This window comes from Stenotrophomonas sp. Steno-Z10-BAI (assembly GCF_056393115.1).
Genome location: NZ_JBWJOZ010000006.1, coordinates 37,514 through 59,565, shown reverse-complemented (window position 1 = coordinate 59,565; position 22,052 = coordinate 37,514). Strand labels below are relative to the sequence as shown.

The window sequence follows — 22,052 nt, the reverse complement described above, 5'->3', positions numbered from 1 at the left end:
GCACCGGCTACGGCCAGCCAGGGGATGTCCTGCGACAGGGTGACTAACGACACATCCGCTATAGCGAAGTTCGGACTAGTGTGGACTCCACGCTAGCGGAGACCGCCATGAGCGACCACGAGGTCCACCTCAAGAAGTTCCAGAAAGAGCTCAGCTCCGGCACGGTCTCCCTGGCCTTGCTGGCGGTGCTGGCAAAGGCCGGCGAGCCGCTGTATGGCTACCTGATCGCCAAGGAGCTGGAGCGGGTCGGCGAGGGCGTGCTGAGCGGCAAGCAGAGCGCGCTGTACCCGGTGCTGCGCAACCTGGAAGGGGCCGGGTTGCTGGAAAGCCATGTTGAACCGTCGGTGGCCGGGCCACCGCGCCGCTATTACCGCATCAATGACACGGGGCGTGAAGTGCTCAGCCAATGGACCGCCGCGTGGCGTGCCACCCGTGATTCCGTCGATTCCGTCCTGGAAGGGGTAACCGCATGAACATCGAATCCGTGGCCGGTCGGGCCTTGCCGACCACCATTCCCGCGTATCTGGCACAGCTGCGCGCGGCGCTGCACGACGCCGATCCGGCGATGGTGCAGGACGCCCTGTATGACGCCGAGGAATACCTGCGCTCGGAGCTGGCCGCCCAACCGGGGCGCAGCGAGGCCGAGGTGATCGCCGATGTGGCCGGCAGCTACGGTGCGCCGGAAGAAGTGGCCGAGATCTACCGCGAAACGGAAATCACCGTGAACCGTGCGCTGCGCACGCCGAGCGCGGGTGCTGCACCGATCCGACGTGCAGCGGCCAGCAGCCCCGGCATCGCCTCGGTACCACCGCCGCAGGCGCCGCCCAAGCCACGCTCGGCCGTGGCCCGCTTCTTCGGTGTCGCCCTGGAGGCACGCACCTATGGCGCGCTGTTCTACATGCTCCTGTCGCTGGCCACCGGTACGTTCTTCTTCACCTGGGTGGTTACCGGCCTGTCGCTGTCGCTGGGCCTGATGGTGCTGATCATCGGCATTCCGGTGGCAGTGTTGTTCTTCGGCTCGGTGCGCGGTCTGTCGCTGCTGGAAGGGCGGTTGGTCGAAGCCCTGCTCGGCGAGCGCATGCCGCGCCGGCCGACGTATTCCGACCGCAGCCGCAGCTGGCTGCAGCGCATCGGCGACATGTTCACCGATGGCCGCACCTGGCTGACGCTGCTGTACTTCGTGCTGATGCTGCCGCTGGGCATCGTCTACTTCACGATCGCCACCACGTTGTTGTCGACCTCGATCGGCTTCATCTGGGCACCGGTGGCGGCGCTGTTCTCCAGTGACTACGTGGGCATCCACATCGACGGCATCCAGATGCTGCCGCTCTGGGTCACACCGCTGCTGGCGATCATCGGTGTGCTGCTGCTGTTCGCCACGCTGCACCTGGCGCGTGGCATCGGCCACCTGCACGGGATGATGGCCAAGCATCTGCTGGTGCGGCTGTAACCCACGGCCACAGGTTGGAACCCGAGGATCCGGTAGTGCCGGCCGCTGGCCGGCTCCCCAAGCTGCTGGATGAAAGCGCAGCCGGCCAGCGGCCGGCACTACCCACAGCGTAAGCCCCCTGGTCGGGGGGCAGTCGCCAAGCGGGCGTCAGCCCGCTTTACGGCGCAACGGGGTCACGTTGCTCGCGATCTTCGCGGCTTTTTTCGGCTTGCTGGCCACGCTCTGCGCATGGGCCGCGAAGAAATCGCGCACCTTGGGGTAGACCGTTTCGCGCCAGCGGCGGCCGCTGAAAATGCCGTAGTGGCCGGCGCCTTCGACGATGAAATGCTCGCGATGCGCGGCCGGAATGCCGGTGCACAGGTCCTGCGCCGCTTCGGTCTGGCCGAGGCCGGCGATATCGTCCAGCTCGCCTTCGATGCTCAGCAGTGCGGTGCCGGTGATCGCGCTGGGATCCACGCGTTCACCCTGTACGTACCACTCGCCGCGCGGCAGCAGGAACTCCTGGAAGACCACGCGGATCGTGGCCAGGTAGTACTTGGCCGGCATGTCGAGCACCGCGTTGTACTCATCGTAGAAACGACGGTGGGCGTCGGCATCTTCCATGTCGCCCTTGACCAGGTCGGCATAGAAATCCCAGTGCGAACTGAAGTGGCGGCTCGGGTTCATCGACAGGAACCCGGCGTGCTGCAGGAAGCCCGGGTACACGCGGCGGCCGGCGCCGGGGAAGGTGGCCGGCACGGTGTGGATGACGTTGTTCTCGAACCACGACATCGGGTTCTGCGTGGCCAGGTTGTTGACCGCGGTCGGGCTGCAGCGCGCATCGATCGGGCCACCCATCATCACCAGCGACCGCGGCGTGGTTTCGCCACGGCTGGCCATCAGCGAGACGGCGGCAAGCACCGGCACGGTCGGCTGGCAGACGCTGATCACGTGCAGCTTTTCCGCGCCAAGGTGGCGGATGAATTCCTGCACATAGGCAATGTAGTCATCCAGCCCGAACTCGCCTTCACTGCCCGGCACCATGCGCGCATCGACCCAGTCGGTCACGTACACGCGGTGATCGCGCAGCAGGGTGCGCACGGTATCGCGCAGCAGCGTGGCGTGGTGGCCGGACAACGGCGCCACCACCAGCACGAACGGCTGGTTGAGCATGGTATGCAGCTGGTCGGCTTCATTGCTGTGGCGCTTGAAGCGCAGCAGTTTGCAGAACGGCTTGCTGATCTCTTCGTGGACGACGATCGGCACGCGTTCGCCCTCGACGTCGATTTCGTTGATGCCCCATTCGGGCTTCTCGTAATCCTTGCCGATGCGGTGGAACAGCTCATTCACAGCGGCCAGGCGGTCCGCGCCGGGCATCTGCGACCACCAATGACCTTGATTGGCGAAGAACTTCGCGTTGGCCTGGGCCTGGTGCACCCACGGGGCGAGCAGGTTGCGGGTCAACTCATGCAGCTGATATAGCATGACGTCCAATATGTATGGTCTTATGTTGCCGCGCAGCATAGCGTACCCGTCGCGCGGGCGCCTTAATGCGAGTCCTGTCTCAGTTGTTATCGAGACTCAGGGCGTGCCGCGTTCCAATGCAGCCGCGTGCCCGGCCAGTGCGGGCGACAGCCAGCAGTGCGAGCCCAGCGCTGTGAACCCCACGCGCTTGAGCTGGCTGCGGTACCAGCGCGCCGGGCGCGGCTGGAAGCCTTCGTGGTCGCCATCGAAGTCATCCTCGGCCGTGAATGCCTCCAGGAAGGCCACGCCGGCGGTCAGTTCGGCAAAGCCCTCCAGTGCCGGGCGCAGCTCGCGGCTGGGCACGTAATGCATCACGTCCGAGCAGATCAGCAGATCCACCGGTGCGCACGGGCGCAGCCAGGCGAAATCGCCGACCTTGGCCGGGTGCAGGTTGCGGCTGCGGCCGTAGCGGTGCACGGCGTAATCGCTGCTGTCGAAGCCCAGGTACTGCACGCGGGGGCGCAGTTTGAGCAGCGGGGCACGCCAGGCGCCTTCGCCACAGCCGATATCCAGCACGCTGCGGATCGGGCGTTCCAGGTAGTACTCGGCGCTGGCCACCGCGAGCGCCACCTTGCGCGCCAGGCGCGCGGCGCCACCGGTCTGGTCAGGCTGGTACCAGCGCTGGAAGTAAGCGGCGTCGTAGGTTTTGTCCATGGGGATATGCACGTGGGTGAAAGCGGCGCTTATCGTACGGCGTGGGCGCGCGGATGCGTAGTTGAGGTGTGGCGATGGGTCGCGCCCGCCACGCATGGGCGGCCCTGCCGGGCATGCGAGAATGGCGGCCAACCCATGCCAGCCGCCGGAGCAAGCACATGCAGTCCTACTACTGGGTCAAGACCTTCCACCTGTTGTTCGTGGTGGCGTGGATGGCGGCGGTGTTCTATCTGCCCCGGATCCTGGTCAACCTCAGCGAGACCGCCGGCCAGCTGCCGGTGACCGAGCGGCTGCAGCTGATGGGCCTGCGCCTGTACAAGTTCGGCCACATGATGTTCGGCCTCGCGCTGATCCTGGGCGTGGTGCTGTGGCTGGGCTACCGCGTGATTCCCGATTTTCCGACCATGGTCGCGCCCGGTGCGGCGGGCTGGCTGCATGCCAAGCTCGGCCTGGTGGTGCTGCTGCTGGTGTATTACTCGTGGACCGGGCGGCTGCTGAAAGGCGCGGTGAAGGGCAAGCAGCTGCCGTCCTCGCGCGCGCTGCGCTGGTTCAACGAACTGCCGCTGGTGCTGTTCATCGGCGTGGTCTGGCTGGTGATCGCCAAGCCGTTCTGAAAAAAAGGTTCATGGCGGATTATCGTGGAGACCAGGCTTACTGACGGTAACCTTGACGCCTGCTTTCCCCCTTCGTGTTGCGCTGGTAGTTCCCCGGCGTAGGGTCTGGTGTGATCATGCGGTGGTCCGCGGCTGCAGACGCTGGACTGGCTGGGCCGCTATCAGCGGGTCACCGACCGGCTGGCTGAGACGGTCAATCAGTTGCTGGCTTCCAGCAGTATTCTGGCGGAGCTACAAAAAGGCCATCGCTACGCCACCGTCGTCGTCGACCCGCTAAGTCGCCAGGTGTTGTGGATCGGCAAAGGCCGCTCCCGTTAGGCCGCAGCGGCCTTCTTCAAGCGGGTATTGCCGAGCAGCTCCGTACCGTCGCAATCGACATGACGACCGGTATGAATTGGATTAGGGCAAACGGCCCAAACGCCAAGATCGTCTTCGATTTGTTCCATATGGTGGCCAAGTGCGGCGGCGAAGTGATCGACCGCGCTCGTGTCGATCAGGCTGACAAGCTGCGCCATGACAAGTCGGACCTCCGGGTATGTAGTGCAGGCTGCTGGCCGGCCACCACAGGTCCGCTTGACGCCCCCCGACTGACACCGCCGCATCGACCCGGTCCGACTTCGCTGGTGCTTGACGTCAAGTTCTAAAGTCGGGTGCCGTATGGGCATGGCTCTGCCTTGTGCTGTTGATGGGTCTGGCAGTTGTGCCGACCGCAAGCGCACAGAAGGTGACCTACATTCACACCGATGCTCTGGGCTCGGTTGTGGCCGAGTCTGATACCAACGGCAACGTGATCAAGCGTTATGACTACGAGCCCTACGGGGCAGTGGTAGGCGACCAGGTCACTGATGGGCCGGGGTACACGGGACATGTGAGCGACTCGGCCACTGGCCTGAGCTACATGCAGCAGCGGTACATGGATCCGCAGGTGGCAGTGTTCCTGTCAGTGGATCCGGTGACGGCATACCAGAAGCCGGTTGAGCAGTTCAATCGTTATCGGTACGCGAACGGGAACCCATATCGCTTTACTGACCCAGATGGGCGTCAAGCGCTGGGAGCGCCGAGGGATTTCTACAGTCCCGTAACAGATGAGCAAGCCCGGCAGGTCCTCCCTGTAGTTGCCGACTTCACGCCTGTTTTGGGTGACGTCAAAGGTATCGTCGAGGCAATCCGAGCCCCAACTCCTGCGAACATTGCTGGGGCGGCAATTGGTCTGGTCCCAATTGCCGGTGATGCTGGAAAGGCAGTCCTGAAGCACGGTGACGAAGCGGCGACATTAGGACGGAAGCTCGTTAGCGAGCAGAAAGGTGCTGGAACAATTTATGTCGATTTCAAGGGAAACGCGATCCCGACACCTCCAGGTGGAAAAATCGAAGGATCTCCGGATGGCCGCTTTGTTCAGGCGAAAGGGCCTGATGGTCGGCCTACTGGCTTGCGTATGGATGGAGGACATAAACCATCGACACACCCTGATCCGCGAGCGCAGCAGCCGCATGGCCATGTACCAGGTGTAACCAATGCCGATGGGACTTCTTGGCTTCCCATAAAGCAATGACAGAGGAGTTGCGTGGAATATGGATAGTGAGATAGATCTCATCAAGATGACGAGGCTTGTTAGAGAATTTGCACTCGGCGCTGTCAACGCCCAGAGCTTCATTGACGAGTACTCCAACTTTTACTACTACGAGGCATTGGATGGGCACGAGGCGTCAAGTGCGCTACCTGCTGGAGATACGGTACGACTAAGTCTGGCTGTTGAGTTGCATCGCCGCATTCAGGAGGAAGTTGTCAACAAAATTTCGCTTGATCCGGAGTTTTCAATCGAATCATTGAAGATGGCAGGGCGATTGACTGCCTCTGAAGCCCGGGAGCGTGCGCTTCGCATCTGTACAGACGTCGGAATTGAAGCTGTGTTGGCGGCGGTAGGGCCTGCTTGAGTAGGTGCTTCTGAGACGTCCAAGGTTTCTCTCAACAATTCGGCAGTTTTCAGGACATGGGTCAGTGGGTCACCACGGATACCGGGATTCGCACTATTTCTTCCTGAAGCCTCACGCTGCCTTGGCCGGAGTTGGGTGAAGAACCAAAAAAAAGCCGGGCGCTCACGCGTCCGGCTTTTCCGTTTCCGCCGCAGCCCGGTCAGGCCACTTCGTAGGTCCCGTAGCTGCGCAGGCGCTCGTAGCGCTTCTGCAGCAGCTCATCGACCGGCAGCTTCTCCAGCACGTCCAGCTCGTTGAGCAGCACGGCCTTGAGGCGCTTGGCCATCTGGTTCGGGTTGCGGTGGGCGCCACCGGTCGGCTCACGCAGCACCTTGTCCACCAGGCCCAGGCTCTTCAGGCGCGGGGCGGTCAGGCCGAGCTGTTCGGCGGCGTCCTTGGCCTTGGCAGGGTCCTTCCACAGGATCGAGGCGCAGCCTTCCGGGCTGATGGTCGAGTACACGCTGTACTCCAGCATCACGGTGCGGTCGCCCACACCCAGTGCCAGTGCGCCACCCGAACCGCCTTCACCGATCACCGTGCAGACCACCGGCACCTTCAGTTCGGCCATTTCCATCAGGTTGCGTGCGATCGCTTCGGACTGGCCGCGCGATTCGGCATCGATGCCCGGCCAGGCGCCGGCGGTGTCGATCAGGGTCAACACCGGCAGGCCGAAGCGCTCGGCCATCTTCATCAGGCGCAGCGCCTTGCGGTAGCCCTCCGGCTTGGGCATGCCGAAGTTGCGCCTGATCTTTTCCTTGGTGTCGCGGCCCTTCTGATGGCCGATCAGCATCACCGAGCGACCACCGATACGGCCCAGGCCGCCGATGATCGCCTTGTCGTCGGCGAAGGCGCGGTCGCCGGCCAGTTCCTGGAACTCATCGCAGATGATGCGGATGTAGTCCTCGGTATACGGGCGGGACGGATGCCGGGCCAGCTGCAGCACCTGCCAGGAGGTCAGGTTGCGGAAGATCTGTGCAGTGCGCACCCGCAGCTTGTCCTGCAGGGCATTGACCTCGGCCTCGACATTGACCGCAGGTCCGGCGCTGGCGCTGCGCAGTTCCTGGATCTTCGCCTCCAGATCAGCGATGGGTTGCTCGAAGTCGAGGTAGTTCGGATTCATCGGAAACCGTCGTGAAGAAAAGAGGGAAAGTGTAGCCGAATGCGCCGAAAAGCCCCGTACGCCGTCGTCTGGAAACCGACGTTAGCGCAGCGGGGCCAGGCGCGCCAGTCAGCTCAGGGGACGACCAGCGCCGCGCTGCCCATCAGCGTGCTGCGGGTCTTCACGAAGGTGTTGTAGCCCTCGTTGGCTTCCTTGGGCAGGCCCGAGCCCAGCCGGGCGGTGGCGGCGGTGAACGCCATCTGCGCCTGGAAGGCCTCCTGCTGGAGCTGCAGCTGCGCATCGGCGGTGGTGGCATGCAGGTAGCGGGTGTACAGCTCGCGCAGCGGGCCGGCATGGGCCTCGAAGGCCGGGTCCAGCGCGGGCAGTGCGGTCGGGGCGGCTTCCAGCGCGTAGGCGGGCGCGGCGTAGCCGTGGGGCTGCTGGCGTGCGTAAGCACCGGGCTGGCCCATGCCTGCTTCGACGTAGGCGATGAAATCCGGGGCGGTGAAGATCTTGGCGTTGATCCGGCCGCCACTGGCGTCCACGTGGGCCACGGTCTGCACCTCCGGGAACGGCTCGCGGACGCCGAAGCTCCACGCCTTGTCGATGAACAGGTCGTGCGTGCTCTGGTACGGCCCTTGGAAGGTCACCCCGCCCAGCTCGATCTGCTTGTCCAGGCTGCCGAAGTTCTGCAGCTTGTCTTCGCTGGTGACGTAGATCTCGTTGGCGATCACGTACTCGGCCAAGGTCGGGTTGATCAACCCGCCCTTGCCGCTGGCGTAGACGATGAAGCGCACGTCGCCGAGCTGGTCGGTCTGCAGGTGATGCTCACCGGGCTTGAGCTTGACCGGGCGCGAGGCGTGCGCGGCGATCGGCAGTTCGTTGCCGTCGATGCGCAGGGTCAGCGGGGTATCGCCCGGGTTGTCGATCTCGAAGGTCTGGGCGGGGCCGGCACAGCCCGTTAGGGCGACGGCTGCACTCAGCAGCACGGCAAAACGCTTGATCAAAACAAAATACCTGTGTTGCAACAGAAAAAAATCAGTTCGCCCAGGGCGGGCTGTAGCGCACCTTCACCGTGCGGACCGCGGGATCGGCGCGCAACGCATCGACCAAGTGGCTGTCCACGCGCACGGCGATGTCACCGGCGACATCGAGCATGCCGGCCACCGGGCCCTGTTCCGAGCCAAGCAGCAGGTCCAGCCGCAGCGGTGTGCGGCCCGGGCGATGCCGGTCGAGCAGGGCGTTGACGCGGTTCCACACCGCACCGTCCTGGCGCAGGTCCACCCGCAGTGAGAGCCGCGTGGCGTAGTTGGCGCAGATGTCTTCGTAATCCCAGACCTGGCGGATGCGCAGCGCGTAGCCACCGTTGAATTCGTCTTCGCGCAGGCCACCCTTGACCACCAGGATCCGGTCCTTGGTCATCAGGTGGCCGAACTCGGCCAGGCCATCGGTGAAGGCGCTGCATTCCACGCGGCCCTTGCCGTCTTCGAGCTGCATGAAGATCTGGCTCTCGCCCTTGCGGCGTACGCCGACCACCAGGCCGGCCAGGATCACCGGCGTTTCCTGGCGCCAGGCACGCTTCTCGCCGTCCTTGCTCGGGCGTGCCGGCGGGATCAGCTTTTCCAGCTTGCCCAGGTCGGTGCCGACCAGTTCCTTGACGTCATCGGCGTAGGGGTCGAACGGATGGCCACTGAGGTAGAAGCCCAGCGTTTCGCGCTCGCCGTCCAGCAACTGGCCCAGCGCCCACTCGTTGGCTTCCGGCAACTCCAGCTGCATCGCCGTGCTGACCGGATCGGGCGCGCCGAACAGCGAGTTCTGCCCGGAGGCCTTCTCGCGCGCCATCTGGTCGGTGGCCTTGAGCACTTCGGGCAGTTGCAGCATCAGCGAGGCGCGGTTCTTGCCGAGCCCGTCCATCGCGCCGCAGTTGATCATCGCTTCCAGCGTGCGGCGATTGAGCTTGCCCGATCCGGCACGCATGCAGAAATCCAGCAGCGATGCGTAACGGCCGCCACGCTGGCGTTCCTCCACGATCGCTTCGCAGGCACCCTGGCCGACGCCCTTGATCGCGCCCAGGCCGTACACGATGGTGTCGGCGCTGGAGGCTTCGAACATGTACGCCGATTCGTTCACGCGCGGCGGCAGCACGGTCAGGCCGAGGTTGCGCACTTCGGCAAGGAAGCCGACCACCTTGTCGGTGTTGTCCATGTCCGAGGACAGCGTCGCGGCCATGAACTCGGCCGGGTAATGCCGCTTGAGCCAGGCGGTCTGGTAACTCACCAGCGCGTAGGCGGCGGCGTGCGACTTGTTGAAGCCGTAGCCGGCGAACTTCTCCATCAGGTCGAAGATCGCGTCGGCCTTGGCTTCAACGACACCGTCCTTGGCCGCACCTTCGCGGAAGATCTCGCGGTGCTTGGCCATTTCGGCCGGCACTTTCTTGCCCATCGCACGGCGCAGCAGATCGGCGCCGCCGAGCGAGTAACCGCCGACGATCTGCGCCATCTGCATCACCTGCTCCTGGTACACCATGATGCCGTAGGTGTCTTTCAGGATCGCTTCGGTGCGCGGATCGGGATAGATGATTTCTTCCTGCCCGTGCTTACGCGCGTTGAAGGAGGGAATCAGGTCCATCGGGCCGGGGCGGTACAGCGACACCAGCGCGATGAGATCTTCGAAGCGGTCAGGACGCGCGTCTTTCAGCAGGCGGCGCATGCCCGAGGATTCGAACTGGAACACCGCGCCGGTATTGCCGTTGGCGAAGATGTCCTTGTAGGTGGGTACGTCATCCAGCGGCAGCGCGGTGATGTCCACCGGCGGAATGCCGGCGCGCTCATGGCGCTTGTTGATCGCCTTGACCGCCCAGTCGATGATCGTCAGCGTGCGCAGGCCGAGGAAGTCGAACTTCACCAGGCCGATTTCTTCGACGTCGTTCTTGTCGAACTGGGTGACCGGGTTGCGGCCGCGGCCGCCTTCGTCATGTTCGGCGAACAGCGGGCAGAACTCGGCCAACGGCTCCGGTGCGATCACCACGCCACCGGCGTGCTTGCCGGCATTGCGGGTGAGGTCTTCGAGCTGGCGCGCCAGGTCGATCAGATCGCGGACATCGTCTTCGTTCTGGTAGCGCTGGATCAGCTCCGGCGAGGCCATTTCCGAATCCTTGCCTTCGCCCATCGCATCTTTGAGCGAGATGCCCAGGATGTTGGGGATCAGCTTGGAGACGCCATCGACCAGACCGTACGGGAAGCCGAGCACGCGGCCGGAATCGCGCACCACGGCCTTGGCCGCCATGGTGCCGTAGGTGATGATCTGGCTGACGCGGTCGCGGCCGTACTTGCGCGCGACGTAGTCGATCACTTCGTCGCGGCGGTCCATGCAGAAGTCGATGTCGAAGTCGGGCATCGACACGCGTTCGGGGTTGAGGAACCGCTCGAACAGCAGGTTGTACGGGATCGGATCCAGATCGGTGATCTGCAGCGCCCAGGCCACCAGCGAGCCGGCACCGGAACCGCGGCCGGGGCCGATCGGAATGCCCTGGTTCTTTCCCCACTGGATGAAGTCGGCCACGATCAGGAAGTAACCGGGGAAGCCCATCTTGATGATGGTGGCCAGTTCGAATTCGAGGCGCTCGACATAATCGGCGCGGGTCTTGCCCGGTGCCAGCGGATTCTTTTCGAGGCGCGCTTCCAGGCCCTTGCGCGATTCGCTGCAGATCCAGCTGTCGAGGGTTTCCTCTTCGGGCACGGGATAGTTGGGCAGGAAGTAGGTGCCCAGCCGCATCTCGATGTTGCAGCGTTCGGCCAGCGCCAGCGTGTTGTCGATCGCGTCGGGAATGTCGGCGAACAGCGCGCACATGTCCTCGGCGGATTTGAGGTACTGCTGGTCGCTGTAATCGCGCGGGCGTTTGGGATCGTCCAGCACGCGGCCGGAGGAGATGCAGACGCGCGCTTCGTGGGCGCTGAAGTCTTCCGGCTGCAGGAAGCGCACATCGTTGCTGGCGATCACCGGCAGGCCGCGCTGGCCGGCAGCCTGCAGGGCGAACTGGTTGAAGGCTTCTTCGCCGTCGCGGCCGGTGCGGGTCAGCTCCAGGTGCAGGCCGTCACCGAACACGCGCTGCCAGTCGGCGAGCTGCTGCTCGGCCAGGTCGTGGCGGCCGTCGCCGGCGAGGCGGCCGGCAAGGCTGTCGCGGCCGGCCAGTGCGAACAGGTTGTGGCAGCCGGCTTTGAGCCAGTCCGGGTGGACGGCGACGCCGCCTTCGGGGCGGTGGCCTTCCATCCAGGCGCGGGTCAGCAGCCTGGAGAGGCTGAGGTAGCCTTCGCGGTCGCGACAGAGCAGGGTCATGCGCCAGGGCGTCATGCCTTCTTCGGCGATCATGATGTCCGCGCCGGCGATGGGCTTGATGCCCACGGTTTCGGCGGCTTTGTAGAACTTGACCAGCGCGAATAGATTGTTGAGATCCGTCACTGCCAGTGCGGGCAGCTTCAGTTCGACCGCGCGGCTGAGCAGGTTGGCCTGCTTGGCTTTTTTCGGGTCAGCCTGATCCGGCTTCGCCGGGACACGGATGGTCGAATCCGCCAGCGAAAATTCGGTGTGGACGTGGAGATGTACGAAACGGGAAGTGGACATGCCGAACCAATGTGATGCCCGGTCAGGGTAGCGGTGGCGGTGGTCGCTAACAAGGCTTGACAGGGGTGTTGCGGGGGCGCGGGTTGGCGCTGGGGTTCAGGTTTGCTACGGCGGTTCCAGCGGTTGCGGGGTTTGGCGTTGGTGAAGCAAGTGCAGGAGCGGTGGGCCCGGTGGTGCTGCGGGCTGGGGCGGCGGGGGCAGAGTCGCGGGACGCGCTGTGAATACATCCCTGTAAGCTCGTAGGCAGCATCCATGCTGCCTAACGGTCCCGCGCCTCTACCCCCACCACCCCTTCGACAGATGGCCGGTGCGTTGGGGCGAGCAACAGCTGATCCTTCGATAGGTGAGGGGTGCGTTGGGGTTGGCAACGGCCCATTCTTCGATAGATGGCGGGTGCGCAGAGGCAGGCAGCAGTCAGCCTTCGACAGATATCAGGTAGGCAGGCGCGAGTAACCGCCCACCTTTCCACCGGTGGCTGAGGCCCGGTGGCGAGCAATCGCCGTGTGTTCTTTGGTGCCGTGCCGGGCAGGGCCCGACAAGTGCAGCGCTCAGGCGGGGAGGCTGCTGCGGTCGGGTTCCAGGCACGCGCGGACGGGGGCGAAGCTGCGGCGGTGCTGGGGGCAGGGGCCGTGGTTGCGCAGGGCGGCGAGGTGGGCGGGGGTGCCGTAGCCTTTGTGCTGGTCGAAGCCGTATTCGGGGTGGGCGTCGTGCAGCGTCTGCATGAAGCGGTCGCGGCTGACTTTGGCGAGGATCGAGGCGGCCATGATGGCGCGGTCGAGGGCGTCACCACCGATCAGGGCCTGGGCCGGGCAGGGCAGGCCTTTGGGGACGACGTTGCCGTCGATGCGGGCGAACTGGGCGACGTGGGCGACGCCTTCGACGGCGCGGCGCATGCCGAGCATCGTGGCCTGGTAGATGTTGAGGGCGTCGATGTCGCCGACGTCCACCATCACCACGTGCCAGGCCAGGGCGCGGTCGAGGATCTTGTCGTAGAGCTGGTCACGGCGTGCAGCGGTGAGCTGCTTGGAGTCGTCCAGGCCGTTGAGGCGCGGTCGGTCGGGGCAGAACACCACGGCGGCCACCGCGACGGGCCCGGCCAGGGGGCCGCGGCCGGCTTCATCCACCCCGGCCACGTAGCGCGGGGCGACGGTGGCCAGGGCGGCGCCGTCGAACAGGGCCAGTGAAGCGGCGGCGGCGTGGCGACGGCTCATGCGGCGCGGCCGTGGTGGGGGCCGCGTTCAAGCAGCTCGGTGACGGCGTCGGCGGCCCGTGCGGAGGCGTCGCGCCGCAGCTGCAGGTGCAGGCGCTGGTAGGTGTCCTGCAGGTCGGTCACGCGCTGGGGGCGATCGAACCACTGCAGGATGGCGACGGCCAGTTTGTCCGGGGTGCAGTCGTGCTGCATCAGCTCCGGCGCGAGGTCCTTGCCGGCCAGGATGTTGGGCAGGGCGAAGCGGTCGACCTTGAGCAGCCCCAGCGCCTTGACGATGCGGTAGGTGAGTTCGGCCACGCGGTAGCCGACCACCATCGGGCGTTTGACCAGCATCGTCTCCAGGGTGGCGGTGCCGGAGGCGAGCACGACCACGTCGGCGGCGATCATCGCGGTGCGCGCGTTGCCGTCGAGCAGGTGCGAATGGGCAACCGGCAACGCCGAGGCGGAAAGTTGCTCGCTGATCAGGGTGCGGCAGGCGGCGTTGGCGGCCGGAACCACCACGTGCAGGCCGGGGATGCGTTCGGAAACCTGCCAGGCGGCTTCGAAGAACGGTTCGCCGAGCTTGCTGATTTCCCCCAGGCGGCTGCCGGGCAGTACCGCCAGTACCTTCGCGTTGGAGGGCAGGCCGAGTGCGGCACGCGCCTGTTCGCGATCATTGTGCAGCGGGATGTCATCGGCCATCGGATGGCCGACGAAGCGGGCGTCGATGCCGTGCTTGGCGTAGATCGGCGGTTCCATCGGGAACAGGCACAGGACCAGATCGGCGCTGGCCCCGATCTTCTCGGCACGCTTCTCACGCCAGGCCCAGACCGAGGGGCTGACGTAATGGACGGTGCGCACGCCGCGTTCCTTCAGCCAGCGCTCGACGCCGAGGTTGAAATCGGGCGCGTCGATGCCGATGAACACGTCCGGCTGCCACTCCAGCGCACGCGCGCGGAACGCGCGGCGTAGTTTGAGCAGGCGCGGCAGGTGGCGCAGGATTTCGGTCAGGCCCATCACCGCCAGTTCGCTGGCGTCGAACCAGGTCTGGCAGCCGGCGCTGCGCATGGCATCGCCGCCGATGCCGGCGAACTCGGCATTCGGGAAGCGCAGGCGCAATTCGCGGATCAGGCCGGCCCCGAGCAGGTCGCCGGAGGCTTCACCGGCGACCAGGGCGATCCGCACAGGGCGCTCGGAGGTGCGCACGGCCAGCGTCTGTTCAACGCTGGTCGCCATCGCAGCGAGTGGAATGATCTCGGCGGTCGTCATGCCCGGGGTGTGCCCGCCTGGAGCCGTCATCGCAGCAGGGGCCTCTCGGCGCTTTCGATGAAGTCCAGCAGGTCCTTCACGTCGGCGCTGTGGGTGGCCTGCTCGGCCAGCTGCACCTTGGCGTCGGCCAGCGGCAGGCCGGCCACGTACAGCGTGCGGTAGGCGCGCTTGATGCTGGCGATGCGCTCGGCATCGAAGCCGCGGCGCTTGAGGCCTTCGCTGTTGATGCCGCGCGGGCGGCCCAGGGTATCGCTGCCGACCATGGTGAACGGCGGAACGTCGCCGTTGGTCAGCGCGCCCATGCCAAGGAAGGCGTGGGCACCGATGCGGCAGAACTGGTGGGCACCGGCGAAGCCGCTGATGATCACGTAGTCGCCCACGGTGACGTGGCCGGCCAGCGTGGTGTTGTTGGAGAACACGCAATGGTCGCCGACATGGCAGTCATGCGCCACGTGGGTGTAGGCGAGCATCCAGTTGTCGTTGCCGACCGTGGTGATGCCGCCGCCACCGGCGGTGCCGCGGTTGATGGTGACGAACTCGCGGATGACGTTGTCATCGCCGATCACCAGCTCGGTGCGCTCGCCTTTGTACTTCTTGTCCTGCGGCTCGCCACCGATCGCGGCATGGCCGATGAAACGGTTGTTGCGGCCGATCCGGGTCGGGCCGTGGATCGAGCAGTGCGGACCGATCTCGGTACCGGCACCGATTTCCACGTCCGCACCGATCAGGCAGAACGCACCCACGCGCACATCCGCAGCCAGCGTCGCCGACGGGTCGATGACCGCGGTGGGGTGGATGAGAGGGGCGTTGTCACTCATTGCAGATCTCCTGCCTGGATCATTCGCGGGTGCCGGCGCACAGCACTTCGGCGCAGGCGACGATTTCGCCATCGACCTTGGCCACGCAGTCGTACACCGCCATGTTGCGGATCACGCGCTTGATCTCCACGTGCATTTCCAGCACATCGCCGGGCACGACCTGCTTGCTGAAGCGGGCTTTGTCGACTTTCACCATGTAGAACAGCTTGGACTGCGCATCGCGGCCCAGGGTGAGCTGGGTCAGCACGCCGCCGGCCTGGGCCATGGCTTCGATGATCAGCACGCCGGGCATGATCGGCTGGCCCGGGAAGTGGCCCTGGAAGAACGGCTCGTTGATGCTGACGTTCTTGGTGGCGACGATCTTCCGGTTCTCGAAATCGAGCGAGATCACCTTGTCCACCAGCAGGAACGGGTAGCGGTGCGGGATCAACTGCTGGATCTGGTTGATGTCCGGCAGATTCTGGTTGTTGCTCATTCTTTCTCCTTGCTCACAGACAGGATGCGCCGGGCGAGCGCATCGAGCTGCTTGAAGCGCGCGGCATTTTTACGCCACGTGCGGTTGTCGGTCAGTGGGGTGCCGGAGGAATACTCGCCCGGCTCATGAATGGAGTTGCGCACCACCGATTTGCCGGTGATGACGACCTTGTCGCAGATTTCGAGGTGACCGACGACGCCGACGGCGCCGCCCAGCAGGCAGTAGCGGCCGATCTTGGCGCTGCCGGCGATGCCGGTGCAGCCGGCGATGGCCGAGTGGGCGCCGATCTGGACGTTGTGGGCGACCTGCACGAGGTTGTCCAGGCGCACGTCGTTCTCCAGCACGGTGTCTTCCAGCGCGCCGCGATCCACGCAGGTGTTGGCGCCGATTTCGCAGTCGTCGCCGATGCGCACGCCGCCGAGCTGGGGCACTTTGATCCAGTGGCCGGCATCCATGGCCAGGCCGAAGCCATCGGCACCCAGCACGGCGCCGGGATGGATGCGCACGCGCTTGCCGAGCTTGACGCGGGTGACCAGGGTCACGCGGGCGATCAGTTCGCAGCCGTTTTCCAGGGTGCAGTCTTCGCCGATGATGCTGCCGGGGCCGACGATGCAGTTCTCACCGACGACGCTGCGCGCGCCGATGGTGACGAACGGCCCGATGTGGGCACTGGCGGCGACCTGGGCGTCCGGATCGATGCAGGCGCTGGGGTGGATGCCCGGGGCGCGCGGCGGTGCGATATCGAACAGGGCGGCGATCTTGGCGAAGGTGGTGTACGGGTCCTTGGCGACCAGGGCGGCGCCGGGCGCGGCCTCGGCATCCTCGGCGCGCAGCACGACGATGGCCGCCTGGCTGTCGGCCAGCTGCGCGCGGTAGCGCGGATTGGCCAGGAAGGTGAGCTGGCCGGGGCCGGCATGGGCGAGCGTAGCCACGCCATGGATGGCGGTGCTGCCATCACCATGGACCTGCAGGCCAAACTGCTCGGCGAGTTGCTGGGCGGTATAGGTAGGAGTGTTCACCGGGGGAGTTTACCGTGTGATGCCGAAACGGTCATGCGGGGCGGGGGTTTTGGGGTGGGTGTGTCGGTTTGCTGTGGCTCCGGCGCTTTGGTTGCCATCGCGCGGGGTCATGGCGGGCAGCCCGCCACGACCCCCGACGGTTCAGCGCGAGCGCGGCAGGGTAGTGCCGGCCGCTGGCCTGACCCAGAAACGAAAACGCCGGGCAAAGCCCGGCGAATGCGTACCGCGTCTGTTGGAGAGGCCCCCTTCTGTTAAGGGGGCCGCGCCGACGGCGCGGGGGATAGGAGGAATCGTTGGGCCCCAAGGTTTGCTGCGCAAACCTTGGGCAATTCACGTTAGGCGGTCAGAACTGACCGCCGAACGTGAATTGCAGACGCTCGACTTCGTCGTCGTCTTCCTTCTTGAGCGGGAAGGCGTAGCTGATCGAGATCGGGCCGACCGGGGCGCGCCACAGCAGGGCCACACCGGTGGACACGCGCAGTTCGTTGGCCTTGAAGTTGTCCACGCCGGTGTACACGTTGCCGAAGTCCACGAAGGCCGAGATGCGGGCCGAGGGGCTGTCGAACAGGCGCGGGAAGTAGGCTTCCACCGAACCAACGGTCTTCAGCGAGCCACCCAGCGGCTGGCCGCGGTTGTAGCTCAGGGTCGGTTCCGAACGCGGGCCGAGGGTGTTGTCCTCGAAACCACGCACCGAGTTGGTACCACCGGCGTAGAAGTTCTCGTAGAACGGCAGGCCAGCGGCGGTCACCACGCGGGTGCTGCCATCCGGGTTGGTGATCACGCGGGTGGTGTCATTGCCGTAGCTGTCGCCGTAGCCGACTTCGGCGCGGGTGTTGATGACCAGCTGCGGGATGATCGGCCAGTACTTGGAGAACTGATAGTTCAGCTTGTAGTACTCCACGGTCGAACCCGGCAGCGTGGTTTCCAGGCCGACGCGCTGGTAGGTACCGCGGGTCGGCATGAAGTAGTCGTTGCGGGTATCGCGCGCCCAGCCCAGCTCGGTACGCCAGGAATGGAACGTGCGCTGGCCGATGGCATCGATGTAATCGATGATCGCCTGTGGGGTCGACCCCTGGTACGTGGTGATCTGGTTGCTGTCGATGCCCACCATCAGCGAGACGGTGTCGTTCTCGGTGATCGGCACGCCGAACACCACCTGCGCGGCACCATTGGTGCTGTTGTACTGCGCGGTGTTGAAGTCGGAGTAATCCAGTTCGCGCCAGGACAGGTTGTAGCCCAGCGAGACGCCGTCATCGGTGAAGTACGGGTTGGTATAGCTGAAGCCGTAACGCTGCAGGTAGCTGCTGCGCGACGCTTCGACCGACACACGGTTGCCGCCGCCGAGGAAGTTGTTCTGCGACAGCTGCACCGAGGTGGTCATGCCGTAGGACTGCGAATAGCCCAGGCCGAACACGAAGCTGCCCGAGGTGGTTTCCTTGACGTTGTAGACCACGTCGACCTGGTCGTTGCTGCCGGTGACCGGCGGCGTTTCCACGTCGACCGATTCGAAGTAGCCCAGGCGCTGCAGACGGATCTTGGAGCGGTCGATCGCGGCCTGCGAGTACCAGCTGTTCTCGAACTGGCGCATTTCACGACGCAGCACTTCGTCGGAGGTGCGGGTGTTGCCCTTGAAGGTGATGCGGCGCACCGACACGCGCGGGCCGGGAACGACCTGCATGTTGATGGCCACCGTGCGGTCGGCACGGTTGCTGGTCGGGATCGGGTTCACCTTGGCGAAGGCGTAACCGATGTTGGACAGCGAATTGGTGATCTGGTCCGAGCTGAACTCCAGCAGCGCACGCGAGAACGTGTCGCCGGACTTCTGGATCACCATGCGCTCGACATCTTCCTGCGGCAGGATGGTGTCGCCGGTGACCTTGATCTCGGAGATCTTGTACTGCTCACCCTCGGTCACGCCGGCGGTGATGAACATGTCGCGCTTGTCGGGACTGATCGAGACCTGGGTGGAATCGATGCTGAAATCCACGTAGCCGCGGTCCAGGTACCAGCCGTTGAGCTTTTCCAGATCGCCGGACAGCTTTTCCTTGGAGTACTGGTCGTCGCGGCGGTACCACGAGGCCCAGTTGTGCTCCTTGGATTCCCAGGTTTCCAGGATGTCCTTGGCCGGGAACTTCTCGGTGCCGACCAGGTTGACGTGCTGGATCTTGGCGGCCTTGCCTTCCTTGATCGCGATGGCGATGTCCACGCGGTTGCGGTCCAGCGGGCTCACCGTCGGGGTGATGTCCACGTTGTACTTGCCACGGTCGTTGTACTGGCGGCGCAGTTCCTGGGTCACCCGGTCCAGGCTCAGGCGGTCGAAGGTGCCGCCCTCGGTCAGGCCGATGTCGCTCAGGCCCTTGAGCAGCTGGTCGCTCTTGATGTCCTTGTTGCCGGTGACGGTCAACTTGTTGATCGCCGGGCGTTCCTTGACCGTGACCACGAGGATGTCGCCCTGGCGGTTGAGCTGGACGTCTTCGAAGAAGCCGGTCTTGTACAGCGCACGGATGGTCTCACCGACCTTGTTGTCGGTGATCGTGTCGCCACGTTCCACCGGCAGGTAGGTGAACACGGTACCGGAGGTGATGCGCTGGAGACCATCCACGCGGATGTCGCTGACGGTGAAGGGCTCGGCTGCCTGCGCCAGGGCGGGCGCGCCGAAACCGGCAACGAGTGCGAGGGCCAGCAGGCGGCGATTGGGGAGTCGCGTCATGTCACGTCCGGTTGGAGTCGATTTCAACATTGCGGGATGCCGGCGCATAAGACGACGACAAAAGGAAAAAAGTTCATCGCGGGACCAGGCCGAGGATGTCGTTGTAGAACGCCAATCCCATCAGCCCGGCCAGCAGCGCCAGGCCCACATACTGCCCGGCAGCCATGGCGCGCTCGCTCAGCGGGCTGCCCTTGACCAACTCGATAAGGTAATACAGCAGGTGCCCGCCGTCCAAGATGGGGATGGGCAACAGGTTGATGATGCACAGGCTCAGCGACAGCAGGGCCAGGAAATACAGGAACCAATCCAGGCCGCGTTTGGCCGAGACATTGGCGACCCGGGCAATGGTGACCGGGCCGGAGATGTTCTGCAGCGAGGCGTTGCCGGTGACGATGCGGCGCATCATCCCCAGGGAATCGCCCGCCATCCGGGCGGTTTCGCGCAGGGCTACCGGCACTGCCGCAAACGGCCCGAACTTGAGTTCGGCGTCGTAGGCCGGGGCGTGGGTCTCCGGGAAACCGATGCCGATCTGCCAGGTCGGCTGGCCACGGCCGTCCACGCCCTGGCGGGGGGTGATCTCCAGCGCCAGCCGCTCGCCGCCGCGCAGGACGTCGATCATGCCGGGGCCGCCACGCTGGCCGAGCGCGGCGATCTGCGCCGGCACCTGGTCGGCACCTTCGATGCGCTGGCCGTCCACGGCCACGATCAGGTCGCCCGGCACCAGCACGCCCTGGGCAGCCGCGTCGGGCAGTACCTTGTCGACCAGCGCCGGCTGCAGCCAGAACTGCCAGCTCAACCCGGTCAGCTGGGGCACGCGGCGTTCATCGAAGCCGGCCGGCAGCTGCGACAGCGGCAGGGTGCGGGTGCGCACCTGGTCCAGGCCGTCGAGGACCTCGACGTTGGCATCGTGACGATCCATCGCCGCAGTGGTCAGCGCCATGCTGGCCTCGCCGGCGGTGGCCACGCTGCGGCCATCGACCTTGACCACACGGTCGCCGGCCTGCAGCCCGGCGGTCTGGGCCATGCCGGTGGTGCGGCCGATGGTGGCCGAATAATCCTGTTTCCCGATCACGAACATCGCCCACAGCAGGGCGATGCACAGGATCAGGTTGGCGGCCGGACCGGCGGCGACCACCGCGATCCGCTGCCACACGGTCTTGTGGTTGAAGGCCTGGCCGCGCTCGGCCGGGTGCACTTCCACCTCGCGCTCGTCCAGCATCTTCACGTAGCCGCCCAGCGGAATGGCGGCGATCGCGAATTCGGTGCCGGCGCGGTTGCGGCGCGACCACAGCGGCTTGCCGAATCCGACAGAGAAGCGCAGCACCTTGATCCCGCAACGGCGGGCCACCCAGTAATGGCCGAACTCGTGGAATGTCACCAGCAGGCCAAGGCTGACGATCATCCACCAGACGGATCCGATGAAATCACCCATGGTGATCAGCACTGTAAGGGGGCGTATGGGGCATTCAGGCGTGGTCGATGGCGGCTTGGGTGATCTGGCGGGCGCGCTGATCGGCGGTCAGCAGGCCCTCCAGTGTATCGGCGGACTCGCTCGACAGTGTTGACAGAGCGTTAGCGACCAGCGCTGGAATGGCAAGGAAAGCTGCCCGCCCCTGAAGAAACGCTGAAACCGCGACTTCATTGGCTGCATTGAGGATCGCCGGGGCGGTGCCACCGGCGGCCATCGCCTGCCAGGCGAGCTTCAGGCACGGGAAGGCCTCGGTGTCCGGGGCTTCGAAATCCAGCCGCCCCTGGGTCAGCAGATCCAGCCCGCCGACCCCGGATTCGATCCGTTGCGGCCAGCCCAGGCCGACGGCCAGGGTGGTGCGCATGTCCGGCAGGCCCATCTGGGCCAGGGTGGAGCCATCGACGAATTCGACCAGCGAATGCACCAGGCTCTGCGGGTGGACCAGCACGTCGATGCGCTCGCCGGGCACGCCGAACAGATGATGGGCTTCGATGACTTCGAGCCCTTTGTTCATCAATGTCGCCGAATCGACCGAGATCTTCGGGCCCATGGACCACTTCGGGTGGGCCACGGCCTGGGCCGGGGTCACCTGGGCCAACTGCTCACGGCTGCGGCCACGGAACGGGCCACCGGAGGCGGTCAGGATGATCCGGCGCACGCCGGCCCCATCGAGACTCGCATCGCGGGAGCGCAGGCACTGGAAGATCGCGCTGTGCTCACTGTCGATTGGAATGATCTCGGCCCCGGCGGCCGCGGCCTGGCGCATCAGCAGTTCGCCGGCCAGCACCAGCGATTCCTTGTTGGCCAGCAGGATGCGCTTGCCGGCGGTTGCCGCGGCGAGGGTCGAGGACAGCCCGGCGGCCCCCACGATGGCGGCGACCAGGGTGTCGCAGGCATCACTGGCGGCCAGCTGATCCAGCGCCGCAGCGCCCGCATGGGCCTGGGTGGCCAGGCCAGCGTCACGCAGACCGTCGCGCAGGGCGGCATACCGCGATTCATCGGCAATCACGGCATGCGCGGGGCGGTGCACGGCGCACAGCGCGACCAGCGCATCGACCTGGCGGCCGGCGGCCAGCACAGTGACCTGGTAGCGGTCCGGATGGCGCGCGATCACGTCCAGCGCGGATGCGCCGATCGAACCGGTGGCGCCGAAGACGGCGACCTGGCGGGGGGCGGAAGCGCTGGCCATGG

The 22,052-nt window shown here is 65.5% G+C and carries 18 protein-coding genes and 1 pseudogene; 6 read left to right on the top strand and 13 right to left on the bottom strand.

Features of this window, described 5'->3' with window-relative positions:
* The first annotated feature begins 107 nt into the window (after positions 1–107).
* Both AC06E9_RS14885 and AC06E9_RS14880 read left to right on the top strand, forming a co-directional pair.
* Complete coding sequence (locus tag AC06E9_RS14885) at positions 108–473, top strand: PadR family transcriptional regulator (protein ID WP_121041452.1); 366 nt, start codon at positions 108–110, stop codon at positions 471–473.
* Positions 470–1,450 carry a sensor domain-containing protein gene (locus AC06E9_RS14880; protein ID WP_121041454.1) on the top strand — a complete coding sequence of 327 codons (981 nt, stop codon included), beginning with the start codon at positions 470–472 and terminating at the stop codon, positions 1,448–1,450. The genes AC06E9_RS14885 and AC06E9_RS14880 overlap by 4 nt, the downstream gene beginning before the upstream one ends.
* 147 nt (positions 1,451–1,597) lie before the next feature.
* On the opposite strand, the gene AC06E9_RS14875 is transcribed toward AC06E9_RS14880, so the two are convergent.
* Together AC06E9_RS14875 and AC06E9_RS14870 are read right to left on the bottom strand one after the other, a co-directional pair.
* On the bottom strand, positions 1,598–2,953 hold the full coding sequence (locus AC06E9_RS14875; protein ID WP_478056318.1) for a polyhydroxyalkanoate depolymerase: 1,356 nt from the start codon (positions 2,951–2,953) through the stop codon (positions 1,598–1,600).
* 57 nt (positions 2,954–3,010) lie between these two features.
* Positions 3,011–3,607, bottom strand: coding sequence for a class I SAM-dependent DNA methyltransferase (locus AC06E9_RS14870; protein WP_282263656.1), 597 nt, complete (start codon positions 3,605–3,607; stop codon positions 3,011–3,013).
* Positions 3,608–3,765: 158 nt separating this feature from the next.
* Here AC06E9_RS14870 and AC06E9_RS14865 point away from each other — a divergent pair, with 158 nt between their 5' ends.
* From AC06E9_RS14865 to AC06E9_RS14850, 4 genes and pseudogenes are all read left to right on the top strand, one after another.
* On the top strand, positions 3,766–4,221 hold the full coding sequence (locus tag AC06E9_RS14865) for a CopD family protein (RefSeq protein WP_282263658.1): 456 nt from the start codon (positions 3,766–3,768) through the stop codon (positions 4,219–4,221).
* Between the two features lie 58 nt (positions 4,222–4,279).
* Positions 4,280–4,775: pseudogene (locus AC06E9_RS14860) on the top strand (transposase); the annotation flags it as partial.
* A 131-nt stretch (positions 4,776–4,906) separates the two neighbouring features.
* On the top strand, positions 4,907–5,773 hold the full coding sequence (locus AC06E9_RS14855) for an RHS repeat-associated core domain-containing protein (RefSeq protein ID WP_478056317.1): 867 nt from the start codon (positions 4,907–4,909) through the stop codon (positions 5,771–5,773).
* Positions 5,774–5,792: 19 nt separating this feature from the next.
* A complete protein-coding gene (locus AC06E9_RS14850; protein WP_478056316.1) occupies positions 5,793–6,155 on the top strand; it encodes a hypothetical protein in 363 nt (120 codons plus the stop codon).
* A 199-nt stretch (positions 6,156–6,354) separates the two neighbouring features.
* Here AC06E9_RS14850 and AC06E9_RS14845 read toward each other — a convergent pair whose 3' ends face one another.
* The 11 genes from AC06E9_RS14845 to AC06E9_RS14795 all read right to left on the bottom strand — a co-directional run bounded on the left by AC06E9_RS14845 (position 6,355) and on the right by AC06E9_RS14795 (position 22,050).
* A complete protein-coding gene (locus AC06E9_RS14845; protein WP_478056315.1) occupies positions 6,355–7,314 on the bottom strand; it encodes an acetyl-CoA carboxylase carboxyltransferase subunit alpha in 960 nt (319 codons plus the stop codon).
* A 113-nt stretch (positions 7,315–7,427) separates the two neighbouring features.
* Entirely contained in the window at positions 7,428–8,300 is an 873-nt protein-coding gene (locus AC06E9_RS14840; protein WP_282263661.1) for a hypothetical protein, read from the bottom strand.
* Between the two features lie 31 nt (positions 8,301–8,331).
* A complete protein-coding gene (gene dnaE / locus AC06E9_RS14835; protein ID WP_152151751.1) occupies positions 8,332–11,913 on the bottom strand; it encodes a DNA polymerase III subunit alpha in 3,582 nt (1,193 codons plus the stop codon).
* 548 nt (positions 11,914–12,461) lie between these two features.
* The gene (locus AC06E9_RS14830) at positions 12,462–13,124 is read right to left on the bottom strand and encodes a ribonuclease HII (RefSeq protein ID WP_461770875.1); all 663 of its coding nucleotides are present in this window, start codon (positions 13,122–13,124) and stop codon (positions 12,462–12,464) included.
* The gene (lpxB, locus tag AC06E9_RS14825; RefSeq protein WP_478056389.1) at positions 13,121–14,338 is read right to left on the bottom strand and encodes a lipid-A-disaccharide synthase; all 1,218 of its coding nucleotides are present in this window, start codon (positions 14,336–14,338) and stop codon (positions 13,121–13,123) included. The genes AC06E9_RS14830 and lpxB overlap by 4 nt, the downstream gene beginning before the upstream one ends.
* Positions 14,339–14,397: 59 nt before the next feature.
* Entirely contained in the window at positions 14,398–15,189 is a 792-nt protein-coding gene (gene lpxA, locus AC06E9_RS14820) for an acyl-ACP--UDP-N-acetylglucosamine O-acyltransferase (protein ID WP_121041472.1), read from the bottom strand.
* 19 nt (positions 15,190–15,208) lie between these two features.
* A complete protein-coding gene (fabZ, locus tag AC06E9_RS14815) occupies positions 15,209–15,664 on the bottom strand; it encodes a 3-hydroxyacyl-ACP dehydratase FabZ (RefSeq protein ID WP_019184406.1) in 456 nt (151 codons plus the stop codon).
* The gene (gene lpxD / locus AC06E9_RS14810; RefSeq protein WP_121041474.1) at positions 15,661–16,683 is read right to left on the bottom strand and encodes a UDP-3-O-(3-hydroxymyristoyl)glucosamine N-acyltransferase; all 1,023 of its coding nucleotides are present in this window, start codon (positions 16,681–16,683) and stop codon (positions 15,661–15,663) included. Before lpxD ends, fabZ begins: the two co-directional genes overlap by 4 nt.
* Before the next feature lie 343 nt (positions 16,684–17,026).
* The gene (gene bamA, locus AC06E9_RS14805) at positions 17,027–19,393 is read right to left on the bottom strand and encodes an outer membrane protein assembly factor BamA (RefSeq protein WP_478056314.1); all 2,367 of its coding nucleotides are present in this window, start codon (positions 19,391–19,393) and stop codon (positions 17,027–17,029) included.
* 73 nt (positions 19,394–19,466) lie between these two features.
* On the bottom strand, positions 19,467–20,825 hold the full coding sequence (gene rseP / locus AC06E9_RS14800; RefSeq protein ID WP_461770877.1) for an RIP metalloprotease RseP: 1,359 nt from the start codon (positions 20,823–20,825) through the stop codon (positions 19,467–19,469).
* 34 nt (positions 20,826–20,859) lie between these two features.
* Positions 20,860–22,050 (bottom strand): 1-deoxy-D-xylulose-5-phosphate reductoisomerase, encoded by a 1,191-nt coding sequence (locus AC06E9_RS14795; RefSeq protein WP_478056313.1) that lies wholly within the window; start codon positions 22,048–22,050, stop codon positions 20,860–20,862.
* Positions 22,051–22,052 lie beyond the last annotated feature (2 nt).

Bases quoted from the DNA above. Each gene is read 5' to 3' on its own strand.
- AC06E9_RS14885 (WP_121041452.1), top strand. From the start codon at position 108: ATGAGCGACCACGAGGTCCACCTCAAGAAGTTCCAGAAAGAGCTCAGC.
- AC06E9_RS14880 (WP_121041454.1), top strand. From the start codon at position 470: ATGAACATCGAATCCGTGGCCGGTCGGGCCTTGCCGACCACCATTCCC.
- AC06E9_RS14875 (WP_478056318.1), bottom strand. From the start codon at position 2,953: ATGCTGCGCGGCAACATAAGACCATACATATTGGACGTCATGCTATAT.
- AC06E9_RS14870 (WP_282263656.1), bottom strand. From the start codon at position 3,607: ATGGACAAAACCTACGACGCCGCTTACTTCCAGCGCTGGTACCAGCCT.
- AC06E9_RS14865 (WP_282263658.1), top strand. From the start codon at position 3,766: ATGCAGTCCTACTACTGGGTCAAGACCTTCCACCTGTTGTTCGTGGTG.
- AC06E9_RS14855 (WP_478056317.1), top strand. From the start codon at position 4,907: ATGGGTCTGGCAGTTGTGCCGACCGCAAGCGCACAGAAGGTGACCTAC.
- AC06E9_RS14850 (WP_478056316.1), top strand. From the start codon at position 5,793: ATGGATAGTGAGATAGATCTCATCAAGATGACGAGGCTTGTTAGAGAA.
- AC06E9_RS14845 (WP_478056315.1), bottom strand. From the start codon at position 7,314: ATGAATCCGAACTACCTCGACTTCGAGCAACCCATCGCTGATCTGGAG.
- dnaE (WP_152151751.1), bottom strand. From the start codon at position 11,913: ATGTCCACTTCCCGTTTCGTACATCTCCACGTCCACACCGAATTTTCG.
- AC06E9_RS14830 (WP_461770875.1), bottom strand. From the start codon at position 13,124: ATGAGCCGTCGCCACGCCGCCGCCGCTTCACTGGCCCTGTTCGACGGC.
- lpxB (WP_478056389.1), bottom strand. From the start codon at position 14,338: ATGGCGACCAGCGTTGAACAGACGCTGGCCGTGCGCACCTCCGAGCGC.
- lpxA (WP_121041472.1), bottom strand. From the start codon at position 15,189: ATGAGTGACAACGCCCCTCTCATCCACCCCACCGCGGTCATCGACCCG.
- fabZ (WP_019184406.1), bottom strand. From the start codon at position 15,664: ATGAGCAACAACCAGAATCTGCCGGACATCAACCAGATCCAGCAGTTG.
- bamA (WP_478056314.1), bottom strand. From the start codon at position 19,393: ATGACGCGACTCCCCAATCGCCGCCTGCTGGCCCTCGCACTCGTTGCC.
- rseP (WP_461770877.1), bottom strand. From the start codon at position 20,825: ATGGGTGATTTCATCGGATCCGTCTGGTGGATGATCGTCAGCCTTGGC.
- AC06E9_RS14795 (WP_478056313.1), bottom strand. From the start codon at position 22,050: ATGGCCAGCGCTTCCGCCCCCCGCCAGGTCGCCGTCTTCGGCGCCACC.